This window comes from Shigella sp. FJ200513, assembly GCF_040495915.1.
GTDB lineage: Bacteria > Pseudomonadota > Gammaproteobacteria > Enterobacterales > Enterobacteriaceae > ECMA0423.
The window spans coordinates 1-17,248 of the sequence record NZ_JBDYCV010000084.1; the positions used below are offsets into that span (position 1 = coordinate 1).

The 17,248-nt window shown below is 54.4% G+C and carries 14 protein-coding genes and 3 pseudogenes; 11 read left to right on the forward strand and 6 right to left on the reverse strand.

Annotation, left to right across the window (positions count from 1 at the left end):
- The first annotated feature begins 2 nt into the window (after nucleotides 1–2).
- Nucleotides 3–59 carry an IS1 family transposase gene (locus ABZJ92_RS16015; RefSeq protein ID WP_003032489.1) on the forward strand — a complete coding sequence of 19 codons (57 nt, stop codon included), beginning with the start codon at nucleotides 3–5 and terminating at the stop codon, nucleotides 57–59.
- Nucleotides 60–269: 210 nt separating this feature from the next.
- Nucleotides 270–1,403, forward strand: a pseudogene (wzz(fepE), locus tag ABZJ92_RS16020) (LPS O-antigen length regulator Wzz(fepE)).
- On the opposite strand, the gene fepC reads toward wzz(fepE), so the two are convergent.
- The 3 genes from fepC to fepD are packed head-to-tail and all read right to left on the reverse strand — an operon-like array spanning nucleotide 1,400 to nucleotide 4,205.
- Nucleotides 1,400–2,215 (reverse strand): iron-enterobactin ABC transporter ATP-binding protein, encoded by an 816-nt coding sequence (gene fepC / locus ABZJ92_RS16025; protein ID WP_000140641.1) that lies wholly within the window; start codon nucleotides 2,213–2,215, stop codon nucleotides 1,400–1,402. The pseudogene wzz(fepE) and the gene fepC sit on opposite strands and share 4 nt — an antisense overlap.
- On the reverse strand, nucleotides 2,212–3,204 hold the full coding sequence (gene fepG, locus ABZJ92_RS16030; RefSeq protein ID WP_000640962.1) for an iron-enterobactin ABC transporter permease: 993 nt from the start codon (nucleotides 3,202–3,204) through the stop codon (nucleotides 2,212–2,214). The genes fepC and fepG overlap by 4 nt, the downstream gene beginning before the upstream one ends.
- Nucleotides 3,201–4,205 (reverse strand): Fe(3+)-siderophore ABC transporter permease, encoded by a 1,005-nt coding sequence (gene fepD, locus ABZJ92_RS16035; protein ID WP_001298899.1) that lies wholly within the window; start codon nucleotides 4,203–4,205, stop codon nucleotides 3,201–3,203. Before fepD ends, fepG begins: the two co-directional genes overlap by 4 nt.
- A 110-nt stretch (nucleotides 4,206–4,315) precedes the next feature.
- Here fepD and entS point away from each other — a divergent pair, with 110 nt between their 5' ends.
- Entirely contained in the window at nucleotides 4,316–5,548 is a 1,233-nt protein-coding gene (gene entS / locus ABZJ92_RS16040) for an enterobactin transporter EntS (protein ID WP_001041804.1), read from the forward strand.
- Nucleotides 5,549–5,551: 3 nt separating this feature from the next.
- Here entS and fepB read toward each other — a convergent pair whose 3' ends face one another.
- Nucleotides 5,552–6,508, reverse strand: a complete 957-nt coding sequence (gene fepB / locus ABZJ92_RS16045) for a Fe2+-enterobactin ABC transporter substrate-binding protein (RefSeq protein WP_001234333.1) — start codon at nucleotides 6,506–6,508, stop codon at nucleotides 5,552–5,554.
- 291 nt (nucleotides 6,509–6,799) lie between these two features.
- Between fepB and entC the strand changes: the two are divergent.
- The 7 genes and pseudogenes from entC (at nucleotide 6,800) to ABZJ92_RS16080 (ending at nucleotide 14,293) form a co-directional block, all read left to right on the forward strand.
- Nucleotides 6,800–7,975 (forward strand): annotated as a pseudogene (gene entC / locus ABZJ92_RS16050) (isochorismate synthase EntC).
- A 9-nt stretch (nucleotides 7,976–7,984) separates the two neighbouring features.
- Entirely contained in the window at nucleotides 7,985–9,595 is a 1,611-nt protein-coding gene (gene entE / locus ABZJ92_RS16055) for a (2,3-dihydroxybenzoyl)adenylate synthase EntE (protein ID WP_000026774.1), read from the forward strand.
- 13 nt (nucleotides 9,596–9,608) lie between these two features.
- Entirely contained in the window at nucleotides 9,609–10,466 is an 858-nt protein-coding gene (gene entB / locus ABZJ92_RS16060; RefSeq protein WP_001007138.1) for an enterobactin biosynthesis bifunctional isochorismatase/aryl carrier protein EntB, read from the forward strand.
- Nucleotides 10,466–11,212 (forward strand): 2,3-dihydro-2,3-dihydroxybenzoate dehydrogenase EntA, encoded by a 747-nt coding sequence (gene entA / locus ABZJ92_RS16065; RefSeq protein WP_000347671.1) that lies wholly within the window; start codon nucleotides 10,466–10,468, stop codon nucleotides 11,210–11,212. The genes entB and entA overlap by 1 nt, the downstream gene beginning before the upstream one ends.
- Nucleotides 11,213–11,214: 2 nt before the next feature.
- Nucleotides 11,215–11,628 (forward strand): proofreading thioesterase EntH, encoded by a 414-nt coding sequence (gene entH / locus ABZJ92_RS16070; protein WP_000637935.1) that lies wholly within the window; start codon nucleotides 11,215–11,217, stop codon nucleotides 11,626–11,628.
- A 180-nt stretch (nucleotides 11,629–11,808) separates the two neighbouring features.
- The gene (cstA, locus tag ABZJ92_RS16075) at nucleotides 11,809–13,914 is read left to right on the forward strand and encodes a pyruvate/proton symporter CstA (protein ID WP_001043137.1); all 2,106 of its coding nucleotides are present in this window, start codon (nucleotides 11,809–11,811) and stop codon (nucleotides 13,912–13,914) included.
- A gap of 181 nt (nucleotides 13,915–14,095) precedes the next feature.
- On the forward strand, nucleotides 14,096–14,293 hold the full coding sequence (locus ABZJ92_RS16080; protein ID WP_000460431.1) for a YbdD/YjiX family protein: 198 nt from the start codon (nucleotides 14,096–14,098) through the stop codon (nucleotides 14,291–14,293).
- A 9-nt stretch (nucleotides 14,294–14,302) separates the two neighbouring features.
- On the opposite strand, the gene hcxA is transcribed toward ABZJ92_RS16080, so the two are convergent.
- On the reverse strand, nucleotides 14,303–15,391 hold the full coding sequence (gene hcxA, locus ABZJ92_RS16085) for a hydroxycarboxylate dehydrogenase HcxA (RefSeq protein ID WP_001120449.1): 1,089 nt from the start codon (nucleotides 15,389–15,391) through the stop codon (nucleotides 14,303–14,305).
- Between the two features lie 108 nt (nucleotides 15,392–15,499).
- On the opposite strand from hcxA, the gene ybdL reads away from it, so the two are divergent.
- Nucleotides 15,500–16,660 (forward strand): methionine-oxo-acid transaminase, encoded by a 1,161-nt coding sequence (gene ybdL / locus ABZJ92_RS16090; protein WP_000183927.1) that lies wholly within the window; start codon nucleotides 15,500–15,502, stop codon nucleotides 16,658–16,660.
- Here the strand turns inward: ybdL and ABZJ92_RS16095 are convergent.
- Nucleotides 16,661–17,170 (reverse strand): annotated as a pseudogene (locus tag ABZJ92_RS16095) (IbrB-like domain-containing protein); the annotation flags it as partial. It abuts the gene before it with no gap.
- Between the last annotated feature and the right edge of the window lie 78 nt (nucleotides 17,171–17,248).

Sequence of the window (17,248 nt, forward strand, 5' to 3'; positions counted from 1 at the left end):
CGGTGGAGCTGCATGACAAGGTCATCGGGCATTATCTGAACATAAAACACTATCAGTAAGTTGGAGTCATTACCCATAATTACAGAAAATAATTATGGGTTTTTTATTTGTTTGATTTATAGGTTTGATGAATATTTCTCTTAAATAGAGTGAATGTTGCATTCAGTGGAAGGAATTTACAAACTTCAGCTTCGGATAATTCTCACCAACTGGTAAAGTGAGCGCCGTGGAGATTTTCCCCTATTGGACTCATTTTCAGGTTATACCCCATGTCATCATTGAATATTAAACAGGGAAGTGACGCTCATTTTTCTGAGTATCCTCTGGCGTCGCCCAGTAATAATGAAATTGATTTACTTAATCTAATCGAAGTTTTATGGCGGGCCAAAAAAACGGTCATGGCGGTCGTTTTTGCATTTGCCTGCGCAGGTTTACTGATCTCTTTCATCCTGCCGCAAAAATGGACCAGCTCAGCCGTTATTACTCCCGCCGAAGCCATTCAGTGGCAGGACCTGGAGAAAACCTTTACCAAACTCCGCGTTCTTGATCTCGATGTTAATATCGACCGTGGCGGTGCATTTAACCTGTTTATCAAGAAGTTTCAGTCTGTTAGCTTGCTGGAAGAGTACCTGCGTTCATCACCTTATGTGATGGACTAATTAAAAGAGGCGAAAATCGATGAACTGGATTTGCATCGCGCTATTGTTGCATTGAGCGAAAAAATGAAAGCGGTTGATGACAATGCTAGTAAGAAAAAAGATGAACCGTCACTGTATACATCCTGGACGCTAAGTTTTACCGCGCCAACCAGTAAAGAGGCGCAGACCGTTTTGAGCGGGTATATCGATTATATCTCTGCGTTGGTGGTGAAAGAGTCGATAGAAAACGTCCGTAATAAACTGGAGATCAAAACCCAGTTTGAAAAAGAAAAACTGGCTCAGGATCGCATTAAAACGAAAAATCAACTTGATGCAAACATTCAGCGCCTCAATTATTCACTCGACATTGCCAACGCGGCAGGAATTAAAAAGCCCGTATACAGTAATGGTCAGGCCGTTAAAGATGACCCCGATTTCTCTATTTCCCTCGGCGCAGACGGTATTGAACGCAAACTGGAAATTGAAAAAGCGGTTACTGACGTTGCGGAACTGAACGGTGAATTACGTAATCGGCAGTATCTTGTCGAGCAATTAACAAAAGCAAATGTCAACGATGTGAATTTTACGCCGTTTAAATATCAGTTAAGCCCGTCATTGCCAGTGAAAAAAGACGGTCCGGGTAAGGCGATTATTGTGATCCTTTCCGCGCTGATCGGCGGGATGGTGGCTTGTGGTAGCGTGTTATTGCGCTATGCGATGGCATCCAGAAAACAGGATGCCATGATGGCAGACCACTTAGTTTAACTATTTGCGGTTGAAGGTGCCGTTCGTCCGAGCGGCACCACAAGCGGCATTCCGGCTACCGGATCGTCAATGATCATGCATCGCAGACCATAAATGCGCTCAATCAGTTCAGCAGTGACAATCTCCTTCGGCGCTCCCTGAGCAACAATTTTCCCTTCCCGCAATGCAATCAAATGGCTGGCGTAACGACAGGCCTGATTAAGATCGTGCAGCACCGCCGCCAGGGTATAGCCTTTCTCGCGGTTCAGTTCGCTTAACAGTTCCAGTAGATCAATCTGATGACTGATATCCAGCCAGGTCGTGGGTTCGTCGAGCAGCATAATTGCCGTTTCCTGGGCCAGCACCATCGCGATCCACGCTCGCTGGCGTTGTCCGCCAGAAAGGGTATCCACGCTTTGATCTGCCAGATGAGTTATTCCCGTGGCCTGCATCGCTTTCGTTACCGCTTCTTCATCCTCTTTGCGCCAGCGGGTAAACAGCGGTTGATGCGGATAACGTCCACGCGCCACCAGCTCCTGCACGGTGATATCGCCCGGCGTGGTAGCATTTTGCGCCAACAGACCAATCCGGCGTGCAACTTCTTTACTGGCGTAATGTTGAATGTGCTCGCCATCCAGCCAGACATGCCCGTGAGCAGGCGTCATCAGGCGGCTTAAGGTACGCAGTAACGTGGATTTACCACAGCCATTTGGTCCGATAATTGCCGTGAAGTGACCATCAGGAATTTCTACAGTCAGATTTTCCGCAACGGTATATTTGCCATATCCCAGGGTTAACTGTTCGCCGCGCAAACGGGCTACTGATTCGGTCATTTTTTGCGAGACTCCTGAATTAACAAGACGATAAGGTAAATACCGCCGAGGCTGACGGTAACGACGCCAACCGGAAGTTGATACGGCATAAACAGTTGTTGGGCGCAGAGAACGGCCGCCAGCAGTAACAGCGCTCCGCACAGCGCCGCCTGGGTCAGCCCCCAGCGAGCGGTGCCGCTAATGCGTCGGGCAATGTGCGGCGCGACTAAAGCAATAAAGGAAATCGGCCCGGCAAGCGCCGTTGCCGCAGCGGTAAGCACCACTGCAACCAGCATCATTAACAGACGCGAACGCTCGACGCTGACGCCCAGCGCGCAGGCGGTATCATCGCCCATCTCCAGCAAGCGCATTCGCCGCACCAGCAAGGTGGCGGCAATGAGCATCAATATAATGATGGGTGCGGAAGGCGAGGTTTTTGCCCACGTCAGGCCGTTGAGCGATCCGGCATTCCACAAACCTGCTGTTAGCGCCGTTTCTAAAGACGCTTTCAGCAACAGCCAGGTATTAAAGGCCACCAGCATGGCGCGAACGCCGATACCGATAATAATCAACCGAAAGGTGTCGATACCGTTACGCCAGGCGAGCAGCCAGACCAACAGCGAAGTGATAATGCCGCCCACCATTGCTGCCAGCGCGATAGCCGTCAGATCCTGACCAAACAGCACCATCGCCACCAGCACGCCGCTCCACGCCCCGGTGTTAAAGCCCATTACGTCAGGGCTGCCGAGCGGGTTACGCATCAGCGACTGAAAAATCGCGCCGCTGACGCCCAGCGCCGCGCCAATCAACAGCGCCATCAGCACGCGTGGTAAACGCCATTCGGTGACCACCATCGTCATACTGCGCGGCGCATCGCCCATCAACGCGGCGAATACCTGCGAGATTTCCAGCGTGACGGCACCGCTGCGTAATCCCCAGATACCTGCAACCACACAGGCGGAAATCAGCAGCAAACAGGTGATGAGTAATCGGCGAGAGACGTAAATCATGCACCACCTCGCGTTTTACGTCGCACGAGGAAGATCAGCACCGGTGCACCAATAAACGCACTGACCACAGAAACGCGCAGTTCGCCGGGCACAATCACCCGCCCGATGATATCGGCAAACAGCAGCAGGGCAGGGGTAGCAAGTAGCGTGACGGGCAGCGACCAGCGATGATCGGCACCTACCAGCCAGCGCGCCATGTGCGGCATCATCAGGCCGATAAAGGCAATCGGGCCAACTACCGCCGTCGCACTACCACAAAGCACGGTAATCGCCAGCAGACCAATCAACTGTGTGCGCGCCACGCGACTGCCCAGCGCCGTCGCGGTGTCACTGCCGAGGCTCAAACTGTTCAGCGCGCGACTCAGTAATAGCGCAGTTGCTCCGGCGATCAGAACCGGGATCAGCACCACTTTTAAGGTATGTAGATTGCGAATATCCAGCGAACCGGCTTGCCAGAAACGCAGTTGATCGTAGACGTCAGGATTAAGCAGGGCGATGCCGCTGGTCAGTCCTTCCAGCACCGCCGCCAGCGCCACGCCCGCCAGGGTTAAACGCACCGGACTTAACTGCCCTCCACCCTGACTGCCGGTAAAGGCAACAATCAATGAGGCCACCAGCGCCCCGGCGAAGGCCATCGCCAGTTGTTCCTGTGCGGATGAGTAACCAAACAGCGCCGCACCCAGCACAATGGCAAAGCTGGCTCCGGCGTTCACGCCAAGCAAGCCGGGGTCGGCAAGTGGGTTTCGGGTGAGGGTTTGCATTAACGCCCCGGCAAGGCCAAGCGCGCCGCCTGCCAGTAAACCGGCAAGGGTACGCGGCAGCCGCGCGTCGAGCACGATGGTGCAGTCGGCGCTCTGGCAGGTGCCGGAGAAGGCCTCCAGCACTACGGAAGCGGGGAGTGATTTTGCCCCAATGAGCAGGCTTAATGCCGTCGCGATAATCAGTAATAACAGCAATCCGGGCACGGCAATGGCGCGTGTCACGGCAACAGAACCAGATATACGAACTTCCATGATAATGAAATTAATTATCGTTATCGATCTTATTTGGATATGTTAACATGTGCAGCCTAAGAATAGGTATTTAAAATATTTGATGGCAAGGCATTGTAATGAATAAACAATCCTGGCTGCTTAACCTCAGCCTGTTGAAAACGCACCCGGCGTTTCGCGCAGTATTCCTCGCTCGTTTTATCTCAATTGTGTCTCTGGGTTTGCTCGGCGTCGCGGTGCCGGTGCAGATCCAGATGATGACCCATTCTACCTGGCAGGTGGGGCTTTCGGTGACGCTGACCGGCGGCGCGATGTTTGTTGGCCTGATGGTTGGCGGTGTGCTGGCGGATCGCTATGAACGCAAAAAAGTGATTTTGCTGGCGCGCGGCACCTGTGGCATTGGCTTCATTGGACTGTGCCTTAATGCACTGCTGCCGGAGCCGTCATTGCTGGCAATCTATTTACTTGGTTTATGGGATGGTTTTTTCGCATCACTTGGTGTTACGGCGCTACTGGCGGCAACATCTGCACTGGTAGGGCGTGAAAACTTAATGCAGGCCGGGGCGATCACCATGTTGACCGTGCGCCTGGGGTCGGTGATTTCGCCCATGATTGGCGGTTTATTGCTGGCGACCGGCGGCGTAGCCTGGAACTACGGGCTGGCGGCGGCGGGCACGTTTATTACCTTGTTACCGTTATTAAGCCTTCCGGAGTTGCCACCGCCACCGCAGCCGCTTGAGCATCCGTTGAAATCATTACTGGCAGGATTTCGTTTTCTGCTTGCCAGCCCGCTGCTGGGTGGTTTATTGACGATGGCGAGCGCGGTGCTGGTACTGTATCCGGCGCTGGCTGACAACTGGCAGATGTCAGCGGCACAGATTGGTTTTCTCTACGCGGCGATCCCGCTCGGCGCGGCTATTGGTGCGTTAACCAGCGGGAAGCTGGCACATAGTGCGCGACCAGGGTTATTGATGCTGCTCTCCACGCTGGGATCGTTCCTCGCCATTGGTCTGTTTGGCCTGATGCCGATGTGGATTTTAGGCGTGGTTTGTCTGGCGCTGTTCGGCTGGCTGAGCGCGGTTAGTTCGTTGCTGCAATATACAATGCTGCAAACGCAAACCCCGGAAGCGATGTTAGGGCGGATTAACGGTTTGTGGACGGCGCAGAACGTGACGGGCGATGCCATAGGCGCGGCGCTGCTGGGTGGTTTGGGCGCGATGATGACACCGGTTGCTTCCGCAAGCGCGAGCGGTTTTGGTTTGTTGATTATCGGCGTGTTGTTATTGCTGGTGCTGGTGGAGTTGCGACGTTTTCGCCAGACGCCGCCGCAGGTGACAGCGTCCGACAGTTAATGCTTAAAACAGCGCCTTAAGCCGTTCCAGCACTTGCATGGCGCTGTAGTAATCCAGGCGGAACGTCTCGGTTCCCAGCGCATAAACCTGCTTGTTTTGTACCGCAGGCAGGTGCGCGAGCAGTGGATTGGCATAAATCGCATCGGCATCTTTCTGATCACCAGCGAACAGGAATAGCGATTCACCGTTTAACCCCGCAGCCAGATTTTCCCCACCAAGCTGAATGATGTCATGGCGTTTGCCCTGGCTTTGGCTGGCGTTTAACCCTGCGGGCAATTTCGCCAGCGTAAAGCCGAGTTGTTCCAGCATCTGCCCTTGTGCTGATTCCGGCGTCCAGAGATTGGCACTGTGTGCAGCGGCGGTATAGACAATGGCAGTGACCGGCTGCGGCGGTAATTTGATTTGCTCTTTCGCCGCTGCCAGTTGCTTATCAAACTGTGCAATCCGCTCTGCCGCTTGTTTCTCATGCCCGGTAATTTCGCCAAGCTGCGTTAACAGCGACTGCCAGCTTTTGTCGTCGTAATTGATGATTAATGTCGGGGCGATGGTGGAAAGCTGATCATACAGCGCCAGCGCCGAATCCCCGCCGGTTGCGCTAATTAAAATCAGATCCGGCATTTGCGCGGCAACGGCTTCGGCGCTCGGTTCGCCGATATAGAGCCGTTGCAGTTTGCGTTCTTTCGCCACCTTGCTCCACTGGCGTAAAAAGCCCTGGTCATCTGCGACGCGGTTATTCGGCGTGGTCGCGCCGCTGGCGATCACCGGAGCATCAATCGCCAGCAGTGATCCGGTCAGGGTGACGCTGGTGGAAACAATACGCTGCGGCTGGCTTTCCAGGGTATGAGTGCCCCGGCTGTCAGTAATCTGACGCGGCCAGTCGGCGGCCTGAACTACGGCTATTCCTGAAAGCAAAAGTCCTGTTAATAGAAGGGCGTTGCGGTAGAGCGGGGCGAGTCTCACAAGTCAGCTTCCTGTTATTAATAAGGTTAAGGGCGTAATGACAAATTCGACAAAGCGCACAATCCGTCCCTTTGGGGAGAGGGGGCAAAACGGCGCAGGACATCACATTGCGCTTATGCGAATTCATCAATAATGCTTCTCATTTTCATTGTAACCACAACCAGATGCAACCCCGAGTTGCAGATTGCGTTACCTCAAGAGTTGACATAGTGCGCGTTTGCTTTTAGGTTAGCGGCCGAAAATATAAGTGATAATCATTATTAAAGCCTTTATCATTTTGTGGAGGATGATATGGATACGTCACTGGCTGAGGAAGTACAGCAGACCATGGCAACACTTGCGCCCAATCGCTTTTTCTTTATGTCGCCGTACCGCAGTTTTACGACGTCAGGATGTTTCGCCCGTTTCGATGAACCGGCTGTGAACGGGGATTCGCCCGACAGTCCCTTCCAGCAAAAACTCGCCGCGCTGTTTGCCGATGCCAAAGCGCAGGGCATCAAAAATCCGGTGATGGTCGGGGCGATTCCCTTCGATCCACGTCAGCCTTCGTCGCTGTATATTCCCGAATCCTAGCAGTCGTTCTCCCGTCAGGAAAAACAGACCTCAGCCCGCTGTTTTACCCGCAGCCAGTCGCTGAACGTGGTGGAACGCTAGGCAATTCCTGAACAAACCACGTTTGAACAGATGGGTGCCCGCGCCGCCGCACTTACCGCCACGCCGCAGGTCGACAAAGTGGTGTTGTCACGATTGATTGATATCACCACTGACGCCGCCATTGATAGTGGCGTATTGCTGGAACGGTTGATTGCGCAAAACCCGGTTAGTTACAACTTCCATGTCCCGCTGGCTGATGGTGGCGTCCTGCTGGGGGCCAGCCCGGAACTGCTGCTACGTAAAGACGGCGAGCGTTTTAGCTCCATTCCGTTAGCCGGTTCCGCGCGTCGTCAGCCGGATGAAGTGCTCGATCGCGAAGCGGGTAATCGTCTGCTGGCGTCAGAAAAAGATCGCCATGAACATGAACTGGGGACTCAGGCGATGAAAGAGGTACTGCGCGAACGCAGTAGTGAGTTACACGTTCCCTCCTCTCCACAATTGATTACCACGCCGACGCTGTGGCATCTCGCAACTCCCTTTGAAGGTAAAGCGAATTCGCAAGAAAACGCACTGACTCTGGCCTGTCTGCTGCATCCGACCCCCGCGCTGAGCGGTTTCCCGCATCAGGCCGCGACCCAGGTTATTGCTGAACTGGAGCCGTTCGACCGCGAACTGTTTGGCGGCATTGTGGGTTGGTGTGACAGCGAAGGTAACGGCGAATGGGTGGTGACCATCCGCTGCGCGAAGCTGCGGGAAAATCAGGTGCGTCTGTTTGCCGGAGCGGGGATTGTGCCTGCGTCGTCACCGTTGGGTGAGTGGCGCGAAACAGGCGTCAAACTTTCTACCATGTTGAACGTTTTTGGATTGCATTAAGGAGCGAGGATGAGCATTCCATTCACCCGCTGGCCGGAAGAGTTTGCCCGTCGCTATCGGGAAAAAGGCTACTGGCAGGATTTGCCACTGACCGACATTCTGACTCGCCACGCTGCGAGTGACAGCATCGCGGTTATCGACGGCGAGCGGCAGTTGAGTTATCGGGAGCTGAATCAGGCGGCGGATAACCTCGCCTGTAGTTTGCGCCGTCAGGGCATTAAACCTGGTGAAACCGCGCTGGTACAACTGGGTAACGTCGCTGAACTTTACATTACCTTTTTCGCGCTGCTGAAACTGGGCGTCGCGCCGGTGCTGGCGCTGTTCAGCCATCAGCGTAGTGAACTGAACGCCTACGCCAGCCAGATTGAACCGGCGTTACTGATTGCCGATCGCCAGCATGCGCTATTTAGCGGGGATGATTTCCTCAACACATTTGTTGCAGAGCATTCTTCCATTCGCGTGGTGCAACTGCACAACGACAGCGGTGAGCATAACTTGCAGGATGCGATTAACCATCCGGCAGAGGGTTTTACTGCCACGCCATCACCTGCTGATGAAGTGGCCTATTTCCAGCTTTCCGGCGGCACCACCGGCACACCGAAACTGATCCCGCGCACTCATAACGACTATTACTACAGCGTGCGTCGTAGCGCCGAGATTTGTCAGTTCACACAACAGACGCGCTACCTGTGCTCGATCCCGGCGGCTCATAACTACACTATGAGTTCGCCAGGATCGCTGGGCGTCTTTCTTGCCGGAGGAACGGTTGTTCTGGCGGCCGATCCCAGCGCCACGCTTTGCTTCCCGTTGATTGCAAAACATCAGGTTAACGTTACCGCGCTGGTGCCGCCGGCAGTCAGCCTGTGGTTGCAGGCGCTGGCTGAAGGCGAAAGCCGGGCGCAGCTTGCCTCGCTGAAACTGTTACAGGTCGGCGGCGCACGTCTTTCTGCCACGCTTGCAGCGCGTATTCCCGCTGAGATTGGCTGCCAGTTGCAGCAGGTGTTTGGCATGGCGGAAGGGCTGGTGAACTACACCCGTCTTGATGATAGCGCGGAGAAAATTATCCATACCCAGGGTTACCCAATGTGTCCGGACGATGAAGTGTGGGTTGCCGATGCCGAAGGAAATCCACTGCCGCAAGGGGAAGTTGGACGCCTGATGACGCGCGGGCCGTACACCTTCCGTGGCTATTACAAAAGTCCGCAGCACAATGCCAGTGCCTTTGATGCCAACGGTTTTTACTGTTCCGGCGATCTGATCTCTATTGATCCAGAGGGTTACATCACCGTGCAGGGGCGCGAGAAAGATCAGATCAACCGTGGCGGCGAGAAGATCGCTGCCGAAGATATCGAAAACCTGCTGCTGAGCCATCCGGCAGTGATCTATGCCGCACTGGTGAGCATGGAAAATGAGCTGATGGGCGAAAAAAGCTGTGCTTATCTGGTGGTAAAAGAGCCGCTGCGCGCGGTGCAGGTGCGTCGTTTCCTGCGTGAACAGGGTATTGCCGAATTTAAATTACCGGATCGCGTGGAGTGTGTGGATTCACTTCCGCTGACGGCGGTCGGGAAAGTCGATAAAAAACAATTACGTCAGTGGCTGGCGTCACGCGCATCAGCCTGAAGGAGAGAACACGATGGCTATTCCAAAATTACAGGCTTACGCACTGCCGGAGTCTCACGATATTCCGCAGAATAAAGTTGACTGGGCCTTTGAACCGCAACGTGCCGCGTTGTTAATCCATGATATGCAGGACTATTTTGTCAGCTTCTGGGGCGAGAACTGCCCGATGATGGAGCAGGTGATCGCGAATATTGCTGCGCTGCGCGACTACTGCAAACAGCACAATATCCCGGTTTATTACACCGCCCAGCCGAAAGAGCAGAGCGATGAAGATCGGGCGCTGTTGAATGATATGTGGGGGCCGGGCCTGACCCGCTCGCCGGAACAGCAAAAGGTGGTGGATCGCCTGACGCCAGATGCCGACGACACGGTGCTGGTGAAGTGGCGCTACAGCGCGTTTCATCGTTCTCCGCTGGAGCAAATGCTCAAAGAGAGTGGACGTAACCAGCTGATTATTACAGGAGTATATGCCCACATTGGCTGTATGACCACCGCAACCGACGCATTTATGCGCGATATTAAACCGTTTATGGTGGCGGATGCGCTGGCTGATTTCAGCCGTGACGAGCATTTGATGTCGCTGAAATATGTGGCCGGACGTTCTGGCCGGGTGGTGATGACCGAAGAATTACTGCCAGCACCTATCCCCGCCAGCAAAGCGGCGCTGCGTGAGGTGATCCTGCCGTTGCTGGACGAGTCCGATGAACCGTTCGATGACGACAACCTGATCGACTACGGTCTGGATTCGGTGCGCATGATGGCGCTGGCGGCGCGCTGGCGCAAAGTGCATGGTGATATCGACTTTGTCATGCTGGCGAAAAACCCGACCATCGACGCCTGGTGGAAGCTACTCTCCCGCGAGGTGAAATAATGGATTTCAGCGGTAAAAATGTCTGGGTAACCGGCGCAGGTAAAGGTATCGGCTACGCCACGGCGCTGACGTTTGTTGAGGCGGGAGCGAAAGTTACAGGTTTTGATCAAGCGTTCACTCAGGAGCAATATCCCTTTGCGACCGAAGTAATGGATGTTGCCGACGCCGGGCAGGTGGCGCAGGTATGTCAGCGACTGTTAGCTGAAACGGAGCGACTGGACGTGCTGATCAATGCGGCGGGAATTTTGCGCATGGGCGCGACCGATCAGCTCAGTAAAGAGGACTGGCAGCAGACTTTTGCGGTTAACGTCGGCGGTGCGTTTAACCTGTTCCAGCAAACCATGAACCAGTTTCGCCGTCAGCGGGGCGGGGCGATTGTCACTGTGGCGTCCGACGCCGCACACACGGCGCGTATTGGTATGAGTGCTTATGGCGCATCGAAAGCGGCGCTGAAAAGCCTGGCGTTGAGCGTCGGGCTGGAACTGGCGGGTAGCGGCGTGCGCTGTAATGTGGTTTCGCCTGGCTCCACCGACACCGATATGCAACGCACGCTGTGGGTGAGCGATGACGCCGAAGAACAGCGTATTCGCGGCTTTGGCGAGCAGTTTAAACTCGGCATTCCGCTGGGGAAAATCGCCCGTCCACAAGAGATCGCCAACACGATTTTGTTCCTCGCCTCTGACCTCGCCAGCCATATCACCCTACAGGATATTGTGGTCGATGGCGGCTCAACGCTGGGGGCATAAGCATGATCTGGAAACGCCATTTAACGCTCGACGAACTGAACGCCACCAGCGATAACACAATGGTGGCGCATCTGGGAATTGTGTATACCCTTCTGGGAGATGATGTGCTGGAAGCCGAAATGCCGGTTGATACCCGTACTCATCAGCCGTTTGGCCTGCTGCATGGCGGCGCGTCGGCGGCGCTGGCTGAAACGCTGGGATCGATGGCCGGATTTATGATGACCCGTGACGGGCAGTGTGTGGTGGGCACGGAACTTAACGCCACCCATCATCGCCCGGTGTCTGAAGGCAAGGTACGCGGCGTCTGCCAGCCGCTGCATCTTGGGAGGCAAAATCAGAGTTGGGAAATCGTCGTTTTCGATGAACAGGGGCGGCGTTGCTGCACTTGTCGGCTGGGTACGGCAGTTTTGGGATGAGCCCGACAGAATTAAATGAGATTGCAGGAAAACTCGGTTAACGGAGTGATCGAGTTAACATTGTTAAGTTAAATATTGGTTTCAACTCCGATTTACATGGTTACCGTGTTGTTAAATCGTACAAAGATGTTATAGAAACAAAATGTAACATCTCTATGGACACGCACACGGATAACAACTATGAACAAATCAGGGAAATACCTCGTCTGGACAGTGCTCTCTGTAATGGGAGCATTTGCTCTGGGATACATTGCTTTAAATCGTGGGGAACAGATCAACGCGCTGTGGATTGTGGTGGCGTCGGTCTGTATCTATCTGATCGCTTACCGTTTTTATGGGCTGTATATCGCCAAAAATGTGCTGGCGGTTGACCCGACGCGTATGACGCCAGCGGTGCGCCATAACGACGGGCTGGACTATGTGCCGACGGACAAGAAAGTGCTGTTCGGTCACCATTTTGCGGCCATTGCCGGAGCAGGGCCGCTGGTGGGGCCGGTGCTGGCAGCGCAAATGGGCTACCTGCCGGGGATGATCTGGCTGCTCGCCGGGGTGGTTCTCGCCGGTGCGGTGCAGGATTTCATGGTGCTGTTTGTTTCTACGCGCCGTGACGGTCGCTCGCTGGGTGAGCTGGTCAAAGAAGAGATGGGGCCAACTGCCGGGGTGATTGCGCTGGTAGCCTGCTTTATGATCATGGTCATTATCCTTGCAGTACTGGCGATGATCGTGGTGAAAGCCCTGACTCATAGCCCGTGGGGAACGTATACCGTTGCGTTCACCATTCCGCTGGCGATTTTTATGGGAATCTACCTGCGCTATCTGCGTCCGGGCCGCATTGGCGAAGTGTCAGTGATTGGCCTGGTGTTCCTGATTTTCGCCATTATCTCTGGCGGCTGGGTGGCAGAAAGTCCGACCTGGGCACCGTACTTTGACTTTACCGGCGTGCAGCTGACCTGGATGCTGGTGGGCTACGGTTTTGTGGCGGCGGTGCTGCCGGTGTGGTTGCTGCTGGCCCCGCGTGACTATCTCTCGACCTTCCTGAAAATCGGGACTATCGTCGGTCTGGCGGTAGGCATTTTGATTATGCGCCCGACGCTGACCATGCCTGCGCTGACCAAATTTGTCGATGGCACTGGCCCGGTATGGACCGGTAACCTGTTCCCGTTCCTGTTTATCACCATCGCCTGTGGTGCGGTGTCTGGCTTCCATGCGCTGATCTCTTCCGGCACCACGCCGAAGATGCTGGCGAACGAAGGGCAGGCGTGCTTTATCGGCTACGGTGGGATGTTGATGGAATCCTTCGTGGCGATTATGGCGCTAGTTTCTGCCTGTATCATCGATCCGGGCGTGTATTTTGCCATGAACAGCCCAATGGCGGTGCTGGCTCCGGCAGGGACGGCGGATGTAGTCGCTTCTGCCGCGCAGGTGGTGAGTAGCTGGGGCTTTAGCATTACACCAGATACGCTCAACCAGATTGCCAGCGAAGTGGGTGAACAGTCGATCATTTCCCGTGCGGGCGGTGCGCCGACGTTGGCGGTGGGGATGGCTTACATCCTGCACGGTGCGCTGGGTGGTATGATGGATGTGGCGTTCTGGTATCACTTCGCCATTCTGTTTGAAGCTCTGTTTATTCTGACGGCGGTAGATGCGGGTACGCGTGCTGCGCGCTTTATGTTGCAGGATCTGCTGGGCGTGGTGTCTCCTGGCCTGAAGCGGACCGATTCACTGCCTGCTAACCTGCTGGCAACAGCGCTGTGCGTACTGGCGTGGGGCTACTTCCTCCATCAGAGCGTGGTCGATCCGCTGGGCGGTATTAACACTCTGTGGCCGCTGTTTGGTATTGCCAACCAGATGCTGGCAGGGATGGCGCTGATGCTCTGTGCCGTGGTGTTGTTCAAGATGAAACGTCAACGTTACGCCTGGGTGGCGCTGGTACCAACGGCCTGGCTGCTGATTTGTACCCTGACCGCTGACTGGCTGAAAGCGTTTAGCCCGGATGCGAAAGTCGGCTTCCTGGTCATTGCTAACAAGTTCCAGGCAATGATCGACAGCGGCAATATTCCGTCGCAGTATACTGAGTCACAGCTGGCGCAACTGGTGTTCAACAACCGTCTGGATGCCGGGTTAACCATCTTCTTTATGGTGGTCGTGGTGGTCCTGGCACTGTTCTCGATTAAGACGGCACTTGCGGCATTGAAAGATCCGAAGCCAACGGCGAAAGAAACGCCGTATGAGCCGATGCCGGAAAATGTCGAGGAGATCGTAGCGCAGGCGAAAGGCGCGCACTAAAGTCAGAGTGAGGGGGGATGTTGGCGAATGTTGGCATAGTGCCGAGGGTTCCCCCTCACCCTAACCCTCTCCCCGATGGGGCGAGGGGACTGACCGAGTGCGTTGATAGCATTTGTAGGCCGGATAAAGCGTTCACGCCGCATCCGGCACTCTTTCAGCAACATGGTTAGCGGAGGCCAAGATGTTTGATTCACTGGCAAAAGCCGGAAAATATTTAGGTCAGGCGGCGAAGCTGATGATTGGTATGCCTGATTACGACAACTATGTCGAACATATGCGGGTTAATCATCCCGATCAAACGCCGATGACCTACGAGGAGTTTTTCCGTGAGCGGCAGGACGCGCGCTACGGTGGAAAAGGCGGCGCGCGCTGCTGCTAAATTTGCACGTCAGGCTTTAAACGATTCCACTTTTTCGAACGCTGCACGCAACGTATCTGGTGTCAGCGTGACTGGCAGGTAATGAATGGACTCCACCGGGCGCAAGGTGTGGGCAATCACTTTGTCGATCTCCGCCTGATTATTGATATCCACCTCCAGCTCCGCCAGCGTAGTCGGCAGATGAAAACGCTGATACGCCCCGGTTAATTGCGCCAGCACATCATCCTGACCCAGCAAGGCGCTTTGCACCAGAATTCCGTAAGCGACTTTGGTGCCGTGAAGAAACTTCTCGGTTTGCGGCAGGACAGTCAGACCGTTATGCACGGCATGAGCCGCCGCCACACGCGTAAAACGATCGCCCAGACCACCGACCATCCCACCACCAGCAATAATAGCATCCACCACATCGCAAAATGATTGCGTTAACTGCTGATTTTGCTGATCGGCAAGTGCCTGTTCGCTACTGTTTAACAAGACGTCGCGAATGGCCTGCGCATTATTGATCCCCAGCCGCACGGTTAGCGGCAACGTTTCTGGTTGCGGAGCCAGCACCACCGCTTCATACCATTTCGCCAGCGTGTCACCGATCCCCGCCAGCAGATATTGTTGCGGTGCATTGAGGATAATCTCCGGTTCCACCAGCACCATAAAATTGGCGTCGTCGAAAATCTCATAATGCAGCGCCTGTCCGGCATCGTTATACCAGACGGAGAGCGGTGTCCAGGCTGCGCAGGTGGCGGCGATCGTCGGAGCGGCAACAAATGGCAGACCGAGACGGCGGGCGAGGGCTTTCGCGGTGTCGAGCAGTGCGCCGCCGCCGACGCCAATCACCACGCTGCGATCGTCACCGGACTCAGCCGCCAGTTGCTGTACATCGCTTTCGCTGCAATGACCACGAAACAAAATATGCTTTGCCCCTGGAAGTCCAAACGCTGGCGGAAGTTTGGTTTGCGCCGCAGCAATGGCGCGTTTGCCGTAGATCCACACCGCGCGAGAAAGTTGTTCATCAGTGAAAAAATTGTGCAGGTGATTGAAACTTCCTGGATGTGAAAAGTAGTTAGCCGGGCCGACGACCACGCGGATAGGATTGTGAGGCATGTTGTGTTGTCCTTATTGTTTTATTTAGACATCTAAACGTCTTGATTGCCAAATACTGGCATCGTGTTATAGTGCCTTCAACACGCAACTTCGTCAGGTACAATAAAAATGACAAATAACCCTCTGATTCCACAAAGCAAACTTCCACAACTTGGCACCACTATTTTCACCCAGATGAGCGCGCTGGCGCAGCAACACCAGGCGATTAACCTGTCGCAAGGCTTTCCTGATTTTGATGGTCCGCGCTATTTACAGGAGCGGCTGGCGTACCACGTTGCCCAGGGGGCAAACCAATACGCGCCCATGACCGGCGTGCAGGCCTTGCGCGAGGCGATTGCTCAGAAAACGGAACGTTTGTATGGCTATCAACCAGATGCCGATAGCGATATCACCGTAACGGCAGGGGCGACGGAAGCGTTATACGCGGCGATTACCGCACTGGTGCGCAATGGCGATGAAGTGATTTGTTTTGATCCCAGCTATGACAGTTACGCCCCCGCCATCGCGCTTTCTGGGGGAATAGTGAAACGTATGGCACTGCAACCACCGCATTTTCGCGTTGACTGGCAGGAATTTGCCGCATTATTAAGCGAGCGCACCAGACTGGTGATCCTCAACACTCCGCATAACCCCAGTGCAACTGTCTGGCAGCAGGCTGATTTCGCCGCTTTGTGGCAGGCGATCGCCGGGCACGAGATTTTTGTCATTAGCGATGAAGTCTACGAGCACATCAACTTTTCACAACAGGGCCATGCCAGTGTGCTGGCGCATCCGCAGCTGCGTGAGCGGGCAGTGGCGGTTTCTTCATTTGGCAAGACCTATCATATGACCGGCTGGAAAGTGGGTTATTGTGTTGCGCCAGCGCCCATCAGCGCCGAAATTCGCAAGGTACATCAGTATCTGACCTTTTCGGTGAATACCCCGGCACAGCTGGCGCTTGCTGATATGCTACGTGCAGAACCTGAGCATTATCTTGCGTTACCGGACTTTTATCGCCAGAAGCGCGATATTCTGGTGAATGCTTTAAATGAAAGCCGGCTGGAGATTTTACCGTGTGAAGGTACATACTTTTTGCTGGTGGATTACAGCGCGGTTTCTACCCTGGATGATGTTGAGTTTTGCCAGTGGCTGACGCAGGAGCACGGCGTAGCGGCGATTCCGCTGTCGGTGTTTTGCGCCGATCCCTTCCCACATAAACTGATTCGTCTCTGTTTTGCCAAGAAGGAATCGACGTTGCTGGCAGCAGCTGAACGCCTGCGCCAGCTTTAGCTATTTAACCGTCCAGGCGCGGGAATATTGACGGTCGGCAAACAACTCTTGCAGGCCGTTAATTTGCTTCAGTCGCAGCACTTCGTCGCTGTCCATTCCCAGCTCTTTGCCAATTTTATTATCATCCCATCCCAACTGGCTAAGTTCACGGACGATTTCCGACATGGCGGTGATTTGATGGCGTCCACGAGCGCGATTATGACGAATAGTCGCGGCGATGCGTTGATTACGCGTACCTTCCAGACAGGTCACCGGCAAATAACCTTTTAAGCGTAATTTTAATGATGATGAGCCTTTACCAATTTCATGGCGGTGAAAACCATCCACGATTTCCATGGCATTTTTATCCGTATGTGTGACCACAATGGGTTGGGTAAAACCATCTATTTCAATGGATTTTTGCAGCAGTTTTTTTTCGGGTGGTGCCACGTTGTTTGGGTTGTAATCATTAGGCATAAGTTGGCTGTTTTTAACCCACAGAACGCAATCCACTGGCTTTTCACGAAAGGGGTGAAGTGGTCAACAAAAACTGGCCACCGAGTTAGAGTTTTTCCAGTATCGATTTTCCGATTCGTTTGGGGGTAACCC

Excerpts from the sequence above, each read along its gene's own strand:
- entH (WP_000637935.1), top strand. The coding sequence starts at position 11,215 with ATGATCTGGAAACGCCATTTAACGCTCGACGAACTGAACGCCACCAGC.
- fepG (WP_000640962.1), bottom strand. The coding sequence starts at position 3,204 with ATGATTTACGTCTCTCGCCGATTACTCATCACCTGTTTGCTGCTGATT.
- entE (WP_000026774.1), top strand. The coding sequence starts at position 7,985 with ATGAGCATTCCATTCACCCGCTGGCCGGAAGAGTTTGCCCGTCGCTAT.
- hcxA (WP_001120449.1), bottom strand. The coding sequence starts at position 15,391 with ATGCCTCACAATCCTATCCGCGTGGTCGTCGGCCCGGCTAACTACTTT.
- entS (WP_001041804.1), top strand. The coding sequence starts at position 4,316 with ATGAATAAACAATCCTGGCTGCTTAACCTCAGCCTGTTGAAAACGCAC.
- entB (WP_001007138.1), top strand. The coding sequence starts at position 9,609 with ATGGCTATTCCAAAATTACAGGCTTACGCACTGCCGGAGTCTCACGAT.
- ybdL (WP_000183927.1), top strand. The coding sequence starts at position 15,500 with ATGACAAATAACCCTCTGATTCCACAAAGCAAACTTCCACAACTTGGC.
- ABZJ92_RS16080 (WP_000460431.1), top strand. The coding sequence starts at position 14,096 with ATGTTTGATTCACTGGCAAAAGCCGGAAAATATTTAGGTCAGGCGGCG.
- cstA (WP_001043137.1), top strand. The coding sequence starts at position 11,809 with ATGAACAAATCAGGGAAATACCTCGTCTGGACAGTGCTCTCTGTAATG.
- entA (WP_000347671.1), top strand. The coding sequence starts at position 10,466 with ATGGATTTCAGCGGTAAAAATGTCTGGGTAACCGGCGCAGGTAAAGGT.
- fepC (WP_000140641.1), bottom strand. The coding sequence starts at position 2,215 with ATGACCGAATCAGTAGCCCGTTTGCGCGGCGAACAGTTAACCCTGGGA.